Annotated in this window: 14 protein-coding genes; 11 read left to right on the top strand and 3 right to left on the bottom strand. The window is 66.0% G+C overall.

Features of this window, described 5'->3' with window-relative positions; all coding sequences use genetic code 11:
• From B9N72_RS12800 to rfaD, 4 genes are all read left to right on the top strand, one after another.
• A partial coding sequence (locus B9N72_RS12800) for a UDP binding domain-containing protein (protein WP_143477829.1) occupies nt 1–426 on the top strand: 426 nt, incomplete at its 5' end.
• A 4-nt stretch (nt 427–430) separates the two neighbouring features.
• Nucleotides 431–1,399: a D-glycero-beta-D-manno-heptose-7-phosphate kinase gene (rfaE1, locus tag B9N72_RS12795; RefSeq protein ID WP_085276777.1), complete on the top strand. Its 969-nt coding sequence runs from the start codon at nt 431–433 to the stop codon at nt 1,397–1,399.
• 23 nt (nt 1,400–1,422) lie between these two features.
• Nucleotides 1,423–1,998 carry a DUF924 family protein gene (locus B9N72_RS12790; protein ID WP_085276776.1) on the top strand — a complete coding sequence of 192 codons (576 nt, stop codon included), beginning with the start codon at nt 1,423–1,425 and terminating at the stop codon, nt 1,996–1,998.
• A gap of 26 nt (nt 1,999–2,024) precedes the next feature.
• Nucleotides 2,025–3,020, top strand: a complete 996-nt coding sequence (rfaD, locus tag B9N72_RS12785) for an ADP-glyceromanno-heptose 6-epimerase (protein ID WP_085276775.1) — start codon at nt 2,025–2,027, stop codon at nt 3,018–3,020.
• Nucleotides 3,021–3,475: 455 nt separating this feature from the next.
• Here rfaD and B9N72_RS12780 read toward each other — a convergent pair whose 3' ends face one another.
• Nucleotides 3,476–3,775, bottom strand: a complete 300-nt coding sequence (locus tag B9N72_RS12780; protein WP_085276774.1) for a BON domain-containing protein — start codon at nt 3,773–3,775, stop codon at nt 3,476–3,478.
• A 216-nt stretch (nt 3,776–3,991) separates the two neighbouring features.
• Here B9N72_RS12780 and cysM point away from each other — a divergent pair, with 216 nt between their 5' ends.
• From cysM to B9N72_RS12765, 3 genes are all read left to right on the top strand, one after another.
• Nucleotides 3,992–4,888, top strand: coding sequence for a cysteine synthase CysM (gene cysM / locus B9N72_RS12775; protein WP_085276773.1), 897 nt, complete (start codon nt 3,992–3,994; stop codon nt 4,886–4,888).
• A gap of 155 nt (nt 4,889–5,043) precedes the next feature.
• A complete protein-coding gene (gene zapE, locus B9N72_RS12770; RefSeq protein ID WP_234985978.1) occupies nt 5,044–6,204 on the top strand; it encodes a cell division protein ZapE in 1,161 nt (386 codons plus the stop codon).
• Complete coding sequence (locus tag B9N72_RS12765; RefSeq protein ID WP_143477828.1) at nt 6,201–6,479, top strand: hypothetical protein; 279 nt, start codon at nt 6,201–6,203, stop codon at nt 6,477–6,479. Before zapE ends, B9N72_RS12765 begins: the two co-directional genes overlap by 4 nt.
• Before the next feature lie 62 nt (nt 6,480–6,541).
• On the opposite strand, the gene efp is transcribed toward B9N72_RS12765, so the two are convergent.
• Nucleotides 6,542–7,105 (bottom strand): elongation factor P, encoded by a 564-nt coding sequence (efp, locus tag B9N72_RS12760; protein ID WP_085276770.1) that lies wholly within the window; start codon nt 7,103–7,105, stop codon nt 6,542–6,544.
• Between the two features lie 57 nt (nt 7,106–7,162).
• Nucleotides 7,163–8,323 (bottom strand): elongation factor P maturation arginine rhamnosyltransferase EarP, encoded by a 1,161-nt coding sequence (earP, locus tag B9N72_RS12755; protein ID WP_085276769.1) that lies wholly within the window; start codon nt 8,321–8,323, stop codon nt 7,163–7,165.
• A gap of 259 nt (nt 8,324–8,582) precedes the next feature.
• Here earP and B9N72_RS12750 point away from each other — a divergent pair, with 259 nt between their 5' ends.
• Genes B9N72_RS12750 through B9N72_RS12735 form a run of 4 tightly spaced genes read left to right on the top strand, consistent with a single transcriptional unit; the run spans nt 8,583 to nt 12,905 of the window.
• Nucleotides 8,583–9,056: a chemotaxis protein CheW gene (locus tag B9N72_RS12750; protein ID WP_085276768.1), complete on the top strand. Its 474-nt coding sequence runs from the start codon at nt 8,583–8,585 to the stop codon at nt 9,054–9,056.
• The gene (locus B9N72_RS12745) at nt 9,031–10,530 is read left to right on the top strand and encodes a CheR family methyltransferase (protein WP_234985977.1); all 1,500 of its coding nucleotides are present in this window, start codon (nt 9,031–9,033) and stop codon (nt 10,528–10,530) included. The genes B9N72_RS12750 and B9N72_RS12745 overlap by 26 nt, the downstream gene beginning before the upstream one ends.
• Nucleotides 10,527–11,150, top strand: a complete 624-nt coding sequence (locus B9N72_RS12740) for a chemotaxis protein CheW (RefSeq protein ID WP_085276766.1) — start codon at nt 10,527–10,529, stop codon at nt 11,148–11,150. Before B9N72_RS12745 ends, B9N72_RS12740 begins: the two co-directional genes overlap by 4 nt.
• Nucleotides 11,151–11,159: 9 nt before the next feature.
• A complete protein-coding gene (locus B9N72_RS12735; RefSeq protein WP_085276765.1) occupies nt 11,160–12,905 on the top strand; it encodes a methyl-accepting chemotaxis protein in 1,746 nt (581 codons plus the stop codon).
• The last annotated feature ends 6 nt before the right edge of the window (nt 12,906–12,911 follow it).

Below are 12,911 nucleotides of genomic sequence, written 5' to 3'. Positions count from 1 at the left end.
AAGCTGCGCCTGGTGGAGAAGGCTGTGGCGCGCTTCGGCGAGGACCTGTCCGGATGCCGCTTCGCGCTGTGGGGGCTGGCCTTCAAGCCCAACACCGACGACATGCGCGAGGCGCCGAGCCGGGTGATCGTGGCCGAGTTGACGCGCCGTGGCGCCGAAGTGGTGGCGTACGACCCGGTCGCCGTCGAGGAGGCGCGCCGCGTCATGGGTGACAATCCGCGTCTATGCTTCGCCGAGGACATGATGAGCCCGCTCGACGGGGCCGACGCCCTGCTGATTGTCACCGAGTGGAAGATGTTCCGCGCACCGGACTTCGAGGCCATCCGCGCTGCGCTGAAGGCGCCGGTGATCATCGACGGGCGCAATATGTACGATCCGGCCTGGCTGCGTGCGCAGGGCTTCGACTACCAGGCGATCGGGAGATAGTACGATGACGACGGGCCTGTTGCAGACCCTGGGACTGGAACCGGCCAAGCTGGCCGAAGCCCTGGGGCGCGCGCGCGTGCTGGTGGTGGGGGACGTGATGCTGGACCGTTACTGGTTCGGTGATGTTTCCCGCATCTCGCCGGAGGCGCCGGTGCCGGTGGCCAAGATCGGCCGCATGGAAGAGCGTGCCGGCGGCGCCGCCAACGTGGCACGAAATATCGCCGGCCTCGGCGGCAAGGCCACCCTCCTGTCGGTGGTCGGGGACGACGAGGCGGCCAGCGCGCTGGAACGGCTGATGGATGCCGACGGCATCGCCACCTCGTTCAAGCGCGATACCGGCATCTCCACCACCATCAAGCTGCGCGTGGTGGCGCGTCAGCAGCAGCTGATCCGGCTCGACTTCGAAGACGCGCCGAGCCACGAGATCCTGGCCGACAAGCTGGACGAGTACGCGGCCATCGTTGCCGACCACGACGTGGTGATCCTGTCCGATTACGGCAAGGGCGGGCTGACCCACGTCTCGCGCATGATCGAACTGGCGCGCGCTGCCGGCAAGCCGGTGCTGATCGACCCCAAGGGCGATGACTACAGCAAGTACGCCGGGGCCACGCTGCTCACCCCCAACCGCAGCGAGTTCAAGCAGGTGGCCGGCAGCTGGCAAAGCGAAGAGCAGCTTGCCGCCAAGGCCGAGGCGCTGCGTGCCGAACTGAACCTCGACGCCCTGCTGGTGACGCGCAGCGAGGAGGGCATGACGCTGTTCCGTGCCGACGGTGCGCTGCACCAGCCGACCCTGGCACGCGAGGTGTACGACGTGTCGGGGGCCGGGGATACCGTGATCGGTACGTTGGGGCTGGCACTGGCGGCCGGGCTGGCGCTGCCGCTGGCGATGTCGCTGGCCAACGCCGCCGCCGGCATCGTGGTCGGCAAGCTGGGCACCGCGGTGTGCACCCAGCCGGAACTGTTCGCGTTGTAATCGGCCAGTTGAGGGGACACGCCATGCTGTGGCACGAAGCGGTGCTGTCATTCTGGTTCGGCGGCGTCGAGGAGGAAAGCCTGGCGCGCGAGCGCGGCGCCTGGTTCCGCAAGGATGCCGCATTCGACGAGACGATCCTGCAGCGCTTCCTGACGCTGGTCGAGGCGCTGGAGGCGGGGGCATTGTCGCCCGATCTGGGCGATGCCCGCGCCACGCTGGCTTGGCTGATCGTCGCCGACCAGTTTCCGCGCAACCTGTTTCGCGGCACGGCGCGTGCCTTCGGCTGTGACGCGCGGGCGCGCGAGGTGGCGCGGCAGGCGGTGGCGGTCGGGCTCGACACCCAACTGCCGCCGGTGGCGCGCTGGTTCGTCTACCTGCCGTTCGAGCATGGCGAGGCGCTTGCCGACCAGGACGAGGCGGTACGCCTGTTTGCAACGCTGGCTGGCTACCCCGGGCAGGAGGGCGTGATCGACTATGCCCGCCGCCATAGAAAAGTAATCGAACGTTTCGGCCGCTTTCCCCATCGCAATGCCGTGCTGGGCCGGGAAAGCACCGTGGAAGAAGTGGCGTTCCTCGAGGAACCCGGTTCCTCCTTCTGAAGAATCCGTCTGAAAAGGACTACACCATGACCATCGTCGTTACCGGCGCCGCCGGCTTCATCGGCTCCAACATCGTCAAGGCGCTCAACGGCCGCGGCATCACCGACATCATTGCGGTGGATAACCTGAGCTCCGGCGACAAGTTCCGCAATCTGGTCGACTGCGAGATCAGCCACTACCTCGACAAGCACGAATTCCTCGACCTGCTGCTGGACGGCGAGTACGACGGCGAGCTGATGGCCATCGTGCACGAGGGTGCCTGCTCCGACACCATGAACCACGACGGCAAGTACATGATGGACAACAACTATCAGTACACGCTGGCCTTGCTCGACTACTGTCAGAGCGAGGAAATCCAGTTCCTGTACGCCTCCAGCGCGGCGGTATACGGCGGCGGCAGCACCTTCAAGGAGGAGCGCGAGTTCGAGGGGCCGCTCAACGTCTACGGCTACTCCAAGTTCCTGTTCGACCAGGTGCTGCGCCAGCGCATGAAGGAAGGCCTGACCGCGCAGGTGGCCGGTTTCCGCTACTTCAACGTCTACGGTCCGCGCGAGCAGCACAAGGGACGCATGGCCTCGGTGGCGTTCCACAACTTCAACCAGTACCGTGAAACCGGCAAGGTCAAGCTGTTCGGCGGTTGGGACGGCTGGGGCGACGGCTGCCAGAGCCGTGACTTCGTCTCGGTGGAAGACGTGGTCAAGGTCAACCTGTTCTTCCTCGACAATCCGGAACTGTCCGGCATCTTCAACCTCGGTTCCGGCCGGGCGCAGCCGTTCAACGACGTAGCCGTGGCCACCGTCAATGCCTGCCGCCGCCACGAGGGCAAGCCTGCCTTGAGCCATGCCGAGCTGGTGGAGCAGGGCATCCTCGAGTACACGCCGTTCCCGGACGCCCTCAAGGGCAAGTACCAGAGCTTCACCCAGGCCGATATCGGCAAGCTGCGCGATGCCGGCTATGACGAGCCGATGCTGTCGGTGGAGCAGGGCGTCGATAGATACGTCGACTGGCTGATGACTCGCTGATCAGAACTGCGAACAGATTCCCTCTTGGCGTTGTTGCGCTCGCGTGCGAATCTCTCGCAGGGATTCGCCCAGCAAGCACTTGCCGTACTACTCGTACTGTCTGCGGCTGCGCGGCTAGCCAAGACCGCTGCGCTGGGTTTTGTTAGCCGTTCTCGTCCCCATTCCGGCTCTGTGATGCTCGCCGTACCACTTGTACGGCTGTGCTTCTCGAACCGGCTTGGGACCGCTCGTAACGATTTCTTCTCCAGGCGCTGATCGTGTCGGCCAAAGGTGGAACGACAGCTTGTAGGGCGGAAGCCCGTGACGGCGTTCCGCCTCCATCCAGTTCATCGGTGGTGTCGGCGGATCGCCCCTTCGGGGCATCCGCCCTACATGCTGGGTTACGTCGCCTGGAAAAACAAACAGCCCGCATAGCGGGCTGTTTGTCTTGGGGCCGAAGTGCCGAGTGTGCCGGATCAGTTCTTCGGCATGATGTTGTTGAAGACGAACTTCACGCCGTCGACCTTCTCGGCGATGGCGCCGACTTCCGCCATCTGCAGTCCTTCATCGACATTGCCTTCGATGGTGACGTCGTTGTTTTTGCCGCTGACCTTCAGGTTGAACGCCTTGAGCGTGGGGTTGGCGTCGATGGCGGCCTTGACCTTGGTGGCCAGCGCGGCATCGGCCGCCTCGTCGGCCAGGGCGAATTGGGCCGGCAGCAGGGTGGCGGCCAGCAAGGCCATTACCAGTTTCGAAGCAAAAACACGTTGTTTCATGGCGGACTCGCTTATGGAAAAAGGCGGGAACGATTGTGCGTCCAAGGGGACATCCCTTGCCGTGCTTCCCGGATAGCGCCATCGTACATTTTGAACATTACAGAAATATTGAATTAAATCGTGCGGTAGCCGGCGCCTGCGGCAAAGCCCTGTCGAGTCCGTGGATTTTTTTTGGCGCGCAACCGGTATAATGATCGGCTTATACGGAGAATCCGCATGACCCTGCCCACGTTCAAGCATCTGGAAGATTTCGTCGGCCACACCCCGCTGGTCCAGCTCAAGCGTCTGCCCGGCAATACCAGCAACACCGTGCTGGTCAAGCTGGAGGGCAACAACCCGGCCGGCTCGGTCAAGGACCGTCCTGCCCTGTCGATGATCCGCCGCGCCGAGGCGCGTGGCGACATCAAGCCGGGTGATACGCTGATCGAGCCCACCAGCGGCAACACCGGTATCGCGCTGGCGATGGCGGCGGCGATGATGGGTTACCGCATGATCCTGGTGATGCCGGACAATTCCAGCGCCGAGCGCGTGCAGACCATGCGTGCCTATGGCGCCGAGGTGGTGCTGACGCCGGCGGCGCTGTCGATGCCGGGCTCGATCGACGAGGCGCGGCGCATGGAAGCGGCGGGCGGTGGCATCATCCTCGACCAGTTCGCCAACCCGGACAATCCGCTGGCGCACTACGAAGGCACTGGCCCGGAGATCTGGGCCGATACCGCCGGCACCGTGACCCACTTCGTCTCCAGCATGGGGACCACCGGCACCATCATGGGCACCAGCCGCTTCCTCAAGGAAAAGAACCCGGCGGTCCAGATCGTCGGTGTGCAGCCGGAGCCGGGCAGCCAGATCACCGGCATCCGCAAGTGGGAAGACGAGTACCTGCCCAAGATTTGCGATTACTCGCGCATCGATGAGCTCCGGCTGGTGTCGCAGCAGCTGGCCGAGCAGACCGCGCGCGACCTGGCCCGCATCGAGGGCATCATGGCGGGGCCGTCGTCCGGCGGTGCGCTGGCGGTGGCGCTGCAACTGTCGCAGCAACTGGAAAACGCGGTGATTGTCTCCATCGTCTGCGACCGCGGCGACCGCTACCTGTCCACCGGCCTGTTCCCCTGAGAGCGTGCGAATGATCGGCGGTGCGCTCCGATGCCGCTGTCGTGGCGTTCGCCGTGCCGCGTGGGCGGCACCGCTGCGCCAACCGGCCTCGGGGCGCTCGCCACGATTTGTTTCACCCGCTTTGAGCCTGTTTTCGATTTTCTGACTCCGTCCGCATGGCACAACACGCTTTTTCTCCCGACAAAGACGGCTCGATGAGCCCGCTGGCCTGGTACCAGGCTTCTTCGCAGAAGGATGGTTTCATCCACGATCCGGTGCAGGAGACCGCGGTCGGCCTGCTCGACACGCTGTGGCAACAGCTGGTCGACTTCAAGGCCAAGCGCAACCGCTTTCTCGGGCGCAGTCTGCGCAGCCCCGAGGTGCCGCAGGGCTTGTACTTCTGGGGCGGGGTGGGGCGCGGCAAGAGCTTCCTGATGGATGCCTTCTTCACCTGTGTGCCGTACCGGCGCAAGCGTCGCGTGCACTTCCATCATTTCATGGCCGAGGTGCACAACCAGCTGCGCTCGTTGAGCAAGGAGACCGACCCGCTGGTGACGGTGGCGGCACGTATCGCTCAGGCGACGCGGCTGCTGTGCTTCGATGAGTTCCACGTCAGCGACATCGCCGACGCCATGATCCTGTCGCGCCTGTTGAGCGAACTGTTCCGCCACGGCGTGATCATGGTGCTGACCTCGAACTACCCGCCCGACCAGCTCTACCCCAACGGTTTGCAGCGCAACAATTTCCTGCCGGCGATCGAACTCCTGAAGCAGCACCTGACGGTGTTCAACCTCGACGGCGGCAACGACTACCGGCTGCGCGAGCTGACGCGTGAGCCCTTGTTCATGGTGCCGGCCGGGGCGGACAGTGACGCGCGCATGGAGGCGATGTTCGACCGTCTCACCGCCGGGGCGCAGGAATCGCCGCACCAGATCGAAATCCAGGGGCGCAAGCTGATGGTCAAGCGCCACGCGCCGGGGGTGATCTGGTTCGACTTCGCCACCCTGTGCGGTGGCCCACGCTCGCAGACCGACTACCTCGACATTGCCGGTGGCTACCATACCGTGTTCGTTTCGGGCATTCCCAAGCTGTCGGCCAATGATGCCTCGCCGGCACGCCGGCTGACCTGGCTGGTGGACGTGTTCTACGATCACCGCGTCAAGCTGGTGGCGAGCTGTGCGGTGGACATCGACGACATCTACACCGAGGGGGTGCAGGCCAGCGAGTTTTTCCGTACCGCCAGTCGCCTGACCGAGATGCAGTCGAGCAGCTATCTGGAGTTGCCGCACCTGGTCGACAACTTCAAGCTCGAGTCGCTGCAGTCGATCGCGCTGTGAGTGCGGCTTCGGCCAACCTTGCGCACGCTCGGGCGTGCCCGTGCCGTGCGCTGCGATGGGGGCTACTGGTGGCGCTGGTGGCGCTGTCCGGCTGCACCGTGCTGTCGGTGACTGCCACGGTGGCGAGTACTACGGTTGGGGTGACGACGACGGCCGTCGGCGTGGCGGCGGATGTCGCCGTGGCCGCCGGCAAGGGCGTAGCCAAGGCGGGCAGTGCCGTGTACGACGCGGCGAGGGGGCCGCGTGAGGCCGTGCTCGCAGTACCGACTGAATAGCGCCAAGCAGTGAAATAAAAAAAGCGGCCATCTGGCCGCTTTTTTGATAAGGAGCGTCGCGATTACACGCGCTTCTTGAATTCGTTGGTGCGGGTATCGATTTCGATTTTCTCGCCGGTGTTGACGAAAGCCGGAACCTGAACTTCGAAGGTGGTACCGACCAGACGGGCGGGTTTCAGCACCTTGCCCGAGGTATCGCCGCGTACGGCCGGCTCGGTGTATTCCACTTCGCGCACCACGCTGGTCGGCAGTTCGACCGAGATGGCCTTGCCGTCGTAGAAGGTCACCTGGCAGACGTCTTCCATGCCGTCGACGATGTAGTTGATGGTGTCGCCGAGGTTGTCGGCTTCCACTTCGTACTGGTTGTACTCGGTGTCCATGAACACGTACATCGGGTCGGCGAAGTAGGAGTAGGTGCAGTCCTTGCGGTCCAGCACGATCACGTCGAACTTGTCGTCGGCGCGGTAAACGGTTTCGGTGCCGGCGCCGGTCAGCAGGTTCTTCATCTTCATCTTGACGACGGAAGCGTTACGGCCGGATTTGCTGAATTCGGCTTTCTGCACGACCATCGGCTCGGAGCCGACCATGAATACGTTGCCTGCGCGGAGTTCCTGTGCGGTTTTCATTGCTTCAAAGTCCCAAATCTTGAGTCGGAATCGGAAACGGATTTCCGTAAAAACCAGCTATTGTAGCGTGTTTTCAACCATTTGCACCAGCCGGCTTGCCAGGTCGGCGGATCCCAGCGCCTGCTTCGGCCAACCCTGGGCGTGGCGTCGCAGTTCGTCCAGCTGCGGCGCCAGCCCGGCCCACGCTGCGGCCATCCCCTGGCCGCGGTTCCAGGCGTGGAAGGCGGCGATGAGGGCGTCGCGAGCGGGGGCGGACAGGCTGGCGCCGTAGTGTGACAAAAACGCATCAAGCTTGACCAAGTGCGCGTCTTCTTCCTGCAGGTAGATATGCCAGAGGAAGGGACGCGCCGCCCACTGCGCGCGCACGAAGCTGTCCTCGCCGCGCACGATGTTGACGTCGCACGACCACAGCAGGCGGTCGTAGCCGGGCTGGTCGGTGAACGGCAGCACGTGCACGGCGAGGCGGCCCTTCTGCCGCACGTCGCCGGCCTGCAAGGTCTCGTCGCCGAACACCGCTGCCACGTCGCCCAGTACCTTGCCCTCCGGCACCAGCACGCGCACCGGCTGCGGTCCCGCCGCCCATGTCCCCAGCAGCTCGCCGGCGGCCGGGGTGGCGTAGCTGAACAGGCTGACGCGCAGTTCGTCTTCTGTCTGCGGCGGTACGCCGAGGGTGCTCCAGTAGGCTGCCTGCGCCGCCGCATCCGCCTGCCAGCGTGCGCGCTCGGCGAGCAGGCCGGCCTCGCAGATCAGGCCGCCGGTGCGTTCGGTGAAGCCGGGAAAGAAGAAATGCTTGGTCAGCGGCAGGCGCGGATGCGGCGAGGGGAGGCCGTGGCAGCCCTCCACCCAGTCCTCGGCGCTGAGGTATTCCAGGTTGAGCCAGGTCGGCTTGACCAGGCGTGCCGCCATGGCGGCCAGGTAGGCATCGGGCAACTGGCAGCCGAAGGCCTCGATCACCACCTCGGCGGCGGCGATGCCGTCCGGAAACGTCTTCGGCCAGCGTTGCAGGGTAATGCCTTGCCGCTCTTGTCCGTCGCATTCCGGATCCAGTCCGGGACAGAGCCGGGCGAAGCTCGCCAGGTCGTCGACCCACAGCCGGACGCGTTGGCCGAACTCGCGCTGCAGCTGGCGCGCCAGCCGCCAGGTGACGCCGATATCGCCGTAGTTGTCGATGACGGTACAGAAGATGTCCCAGTGGCGGACGGAGGGGCGGTGCGGCATGGCGTGCGGGGAAAAGTGGAAACGCTGCCGAGGATACCACCGGCTGCGGTGTGCGGCGGGTTTCTCTCCCATCAAGACGCGCGGAGGGCGCCGTGGCGGGCCGGCGGCCGGGGTGGCTGTGCCATGAAAATACGGAAGTGGCCTATAAATACGCATGGCATAAGCGAATCGATTAATGCTGGACTACGCTTACTCTCAGGAAGGGTCTGTTTGCGCGCCGCCGTGCGGCCCGGCGGGCCGTGATCGACGAGGGGATATCGTGGACATCCAGCTGTTGCCGTTCACTTTGCAGGCAGAACGCTTCGCCTTGCCGCTGGCCCAGGTGCGGCGCGTGTTGCCCGCGCTGAAGGCGATTCCGTTGCCCGGCGCGCCGGCGGTGGTGGCCGGCGTGGTGGCGCTGCGCGGCCAACTGGTGACGGTGGTCGACCTGTGTGCCCGGCTGGGCTGGGCGGCACCGCCGCTGCGCCGCTGGTCGCCCTGGATCTGGGCCTGTACCGAGCGGCGCGACCTGCTGCTGCCGGTCGAGAGCGTGATGCCGGTCCGGCGTGCCGGTGCCGCCGACTGGACGCCGGCCGACAAGCTGGCCAAGGTGCAGGGCAACGTTTCCGGCGTGCTGCGCTCCAGCGACGGCCTGTATCTGTTGTACGACCTGGACGCCTTCCTTTCCACCGACGAAGAGCGGGCCCTGGAGCGGGCCCTGGCCGATCATGACGCACGCGACGTGGCGGAATGAGGCCCTGCCGTTGCCGACGGGGCCCTTGCTGGAGCGGCTGGTCCTTCGCATCCGCGCGGAACTCGGGTTGGGGTATCCGCCCGCTCGTCATGGCGAACTGGCGCAGCAGCTCGCCCAGGCCGCGCACGAGCTGGGTGGCGAGCGGGCGGCGCAGTGGCTGGCCGAGCTGGCGGCGCACCGCTGGAACTCGGCGCAGGTGCAGCAGCTGGCGCGCTATCTCACCGTGGGGGAAACCTATTTCCTGCGCGATCCGGCCTGCTTCACCGCGTTGCGCGACACGGTGCTGCGGCCGCTGGTCGAGTCCCGTCGTGGGCGGCGGCAGCCGCAATTGAGGATGTGGAGTGCGGCCTGTTGTACCGGCGAAGAGGCCTATGGCCTGTTGTTCATGGTGGACGAGCTGCTGGGCGATGAGCGCGACGACTGGCGACTCGAGCTGCTGGCGAGCGATCTCAACCCGGACTTTCTCGCCCGGGCGCGGCGCGGCGTGTACGGCGGTTACGCCTTCCGCCAGGCCTGCCCGGCCTGGCGTGCGCGGCATTTCGTGGAGGAAGACGGGCTGTGGCGGGTTGCACCGCCCTGGCGTGATCGCATCCGTTTCTTCAACCTGAACCTGTCCCGTCCGGACTACCCCGATGCCCGGCGTGGCTTGGCCGAACTGGATGTGATCTTGTGCCGCAACGTGCTGATGTACTTTGCGCCGGAACAGGCGGGCCTGGTGCTGGAGCGGCTGCTAGCGTGTCTGGCGCCGGATGGGGTGCTGCTGTTGTCGGCGGTGGAAGCGGGGATTGCACTGGATGCCGGCTGGGTCGGCACCTGGCTGGGCGATGGTTACGCCCTGCGGCGGCCCGTCGCGGCGGCGGCTCTCTCAGAGGGGGCGTCGGCCCGGATGCCGCCTGGCGTGCGTCACCGCGACCCTCCGGCGCCGTTGTCGCCGCTGGCGGGTCCGGCAGAGGAGAGGACGCCGGGGACGGAGGCGGAGAGGGCGATGGCGGCCGGACGTTACGCGGAGGCGGCCTGGCTGCTGGAGCATCGTTTCACCTGCGACGACCTGTCGGCTCACGAGCGCATGGAAACGTGCCTCCTGCTGGTCCACGCCTGCATCAACGGCGGCCGGCTCGAGCAGGCTGAGCAGTGGCTGGCGCATGCCCGCGCGCTCGACCGGCTGGACCCGCGTCCGTACTGGCTGCTGAGCCTGCTGCGCTACCAGCAGGGCCGGCAGGACGAGGCGCTGGCGGGTCTGCAGAGGGTGCGCTATCTCGAGCCGGATTTCGTGCTGGCTCCCTTTCTCGAACTGCAGATTCGTCTGCGGCAGGGGGAGGGGGAGCGTGCCGAACGGGCGCGGCAGTGTTGCCTGGCGCTGCTGGCGGGGCACGCCGACGATGCCCTGGTGGCCGAGGGCGACGGATTGAGCGTCCAACAGCTGCGGCTGCAATGCCTGGCCTTGGGCCGGCAGCCGATGGAGAACAGGTCATGAATGACAATAACGCGGCATCGTCGGCCGGTGATGCCGCACTGTGGGCGGCGGTGCCCGCGCGGCTGGCCCGTCTGGAAAGCCTGCTGGCGGGCGATGGCGAGGGCGACCCGGCGGCGTTCGAGCAGCAGCTGCGCGAGCGCACCGCCTACTGGGCCGAGCCGGAAGCCGTGGCGGCAGCGCAAGCGCCGTTCGAGGTGCTGGGCTTTTCGCTGGGGGACGAGTGCTACGGCATCGTGCCGCACTTCGTGGCGGAAGTCGTCCCGTTGCGTCAGTTCACGCCACTGCCGGGGACGCCGCCGTTCGTGCTGGGCATCGTCAACTTGCGCGGGCGCATCGTGTCGGTGATCGACCTGCGCGTGCTGTTCGAGATTCCCCGGCGCGGCTTGTCGGAGCGCAACCACCTGGTGCTGCTGCAGCACGATGACATGGAGTTCGGGGTGCTGGCCGACGCCATCCTCGGCATGCAGTGGGTCTCGCCCCAGACCTTGCAGCCGGAGCTGGTCGGCCTGAGCGGCATCCTGCCGTCCTGCCTGCTCGGCATCACCCCGCAGCAGTGGGTGATCCTGGATGGCGCCAAGCTATTGGGCAACGAAAAACTGCAGGTGGAGTTCAACACCTAGGGAGAGACCATGCTGCTAGTGAACCTGCGTACCGGAACCAAATTGCTGTTGGCCTTCGCCGTGGTGACGGGGAGTTTTATCGGCCTGCTGTATCTGGCTCAGGACAGCATCCGAGAGAGTCACGAACAGGGCCAGGCGATCGCACAGCTCGACCGTGACATCGCCGACGTCAAGGATCTGCGGATCAACGTCAATACCATGCGTGCGGAAACGATGGAGGCGCTGATACGCGGCGACCGCCAGCTGGACAGCCTGGAGCGTGATTTTCAAACTCGCACCGCGGAGGACCGGGCCACGCTGGCGCGCTTGCAGCGCCGTGCCGCCGCCTCTCCGGAACTGGCCCCGCTGATTGTGGAAATCCATCAACAATGGCTGGCCTACGTGGAGAGTTTTGACCAGCAGGTCATGCCGCGCATGCGGGATGGCCGGCTGGAGGAGGCGCGCCGGCTGGTCGTTGGGGCGCAGAACGATAGGGTGGATACGTTCCGCCAGCTGGCACGACGCCTCGATATGGTGATCGCGCGCGAACAGCAGCGGTTCAACGACAGGAGCCGCGCGCTGGTGGCGCGTCAGCAGCAGCTGTTTCTGTCGGTGGGGGGCGGATTGTTGTTGTTGACGGTGCTGCTGGCCTGGCTGCTGACGCGCAGCATTGCCCGGCCGTTGCAGCAATTGACCCGCTACGCCGAGCAGATCAGTGTCGGGGAGCTGCCCGGGCAGATCGACTTCACCGCGCGCCACGACGAGGTGGGGCAACTTGGCCAGTCTTTTGCCCGCATGGCCGGCTACCTGCAGCAGTTGGCAGACCAGGCGGAACGGCTGGCGGCGGGCGAGCTGGGCGGCGAGGTGCAGCCGCGCTCCGAGCGCGACCTGCTCGGCCAGTCCTTCGCCCGCATGGTGGCCAATCTGCGGACCCTGCTGCAGGAAATGCACGAGGGTATCGCGGTGCTGGCGGCGGCCAGCGAGGATATTCTCAGCGTGGCGAGCCAGGTGGCGGTCGGGGCCCAGGAAACCGCCACGGCGGTGACCGAGATCGCCACCACGGTGGAGGAGGTGAAACAGACCGCCGTGATGGCCAACAGCCGGGCACGGCAGGTCACCGAGGCGGCGGCGCATACCCGCCAGGTGGCGCAGCAGGGGAGCGAGGCGGTGCAAGAGAGCCTGGACAGCATGGCGCAGATTCGCCGCCAGGTCAGTGCGATGGCGGAGAGCATCATGCGCCTGGGCGAGCAGAGCCAGACCATCAGCGAGATCGTCGCCACGGTCAACGACTTGGCGGAGCAGTCGAACCTGCTGGGGGTGAACGCCTCGATCGAGGCGGTCAAGGCGGGGGAGGTCGGCAAGGGGTTCTCGGTGGTGGCGCAGGAGGTCAAGGCGCTGGCCGAGCAGTCCAAGCAGGCCACGGCGCAGGTACGGGCCATTCTCGGCGACGTGCAGCGGGCGATGACCAAGGCGGTGCTGGCAGCGGAACAAAGCGGCAAGGCGGTCGAGGCCGGATTCGCGCGCTCGCAGTTCAGCGGCGAGGCGATCCATATCCTGACCGACAGTATCGATACCTCGAACGACGTGGCGCTGCAGATCTCCGCCACCAGCCAGCAGCAGCTGATCGGCATGGACCAGGTGGCCAGCGCCATCGGCAACATCCGCCAGGCGAGCCAGGACAACGTGGCCGGCACCCGGCAGGTCGACCAGGCGGCGCGCAACCTGCATCAACTGGGGCAGCGGCTGCAGCAGCAGGCCAGCCTGTTCAAGTTGTGATGCGCC

Source organism: Pseudogulbenkiania subflava DSM 22618 (assembly GCF_900177275.1).
In the GTDB taxonomy this organism is placed as follows: Bacteria; Pseudomonadota; Gammaproteobacteria; order Burkholderiales; family Chromobacteriaceae; genus Pseudogulbenkiania; species Pseudogulbenkiania subflava.
Note: the sequence above shows the minus strand (reverse complement) of the source record. Positions and strands in the feature narration are given on the sequence as shown.

Bases quoted from the DNA above. Each gene is read 5' to 3' on its own strand.
- rfaE1 (WP_085276777.1), top strand. From the start codon at position 431: ATGACGACGGGCCTGTTGCAGACCCTGGGACTGGAACCGGCCAAGCTG.
- B9N72_RS12790 (WP_085276776.1), top strand. From the start codon at position 1,423: ATGCTGTGGCACGAAGCGGTGCTGTCATTCTGGTTCGGCGGCGTCGAG.
- rfaD (WP_085276775.1), top strand. From the start codon at position 2,025: ATGACCATCGTCGTTACCGGCGCCGCCGGCTTCATCGGCTCCAACATC.
- B9N72_RS12780 (WP_085276774.1), bottom strand. From the start codon at position 3,775: ATGAAACAACGTGTTTTTGCTTCGAAACTGGTAATGGCCTTGCTGGCC.
- cysM (WP_085276773.1), top strand. From the start codon at position 3,992: ATGACCCTGCCCACGTTCAAGCATCTGGAAGATTTCGTCGGCCACACC.
- zapE (WP_234985978.1), top strand. From the start codon at position 5,044: ATGGCACAACACGCTTTTTCTCCCGACAAAGACGGCTCGATGAGCCCG.
- efp (WP_085276770.1), bottom strand. From the start codon at position 7,105: ATGAAAACCGCACAGGAACTCCGCGCAGGCAACGTATTCATGGTCGGC.
- earP (WP_085276769.1), bottom strand. From the start codon at position 8,323: ATGCCGCACCGCCCCTCCGTCCGCCACTGGGACATCTTCTGTACCGTC.
- B9N72_RS12745 (WP_234985977.1), top strand. From the start codon at position 9,031: ATGACGCACGCGACGTGGCGGAATGAGGCCCTGCCGTTGCCGACGGGG.
- B9N72_RS12740 (WP_085276766.1), top strand. From the start codon at position 10,527: ATGAATGACAATAACGCGGCATCGTCGGCCGGTGATGCCGCACTGTGG.
- B9N72_RS12735 (WP_085276765.1), top strand. From the start codon at position 11,160: ATGCTGCTAGTGAACCTGCGTACCGGAACCAAATTGCTGTTGGCCTTC.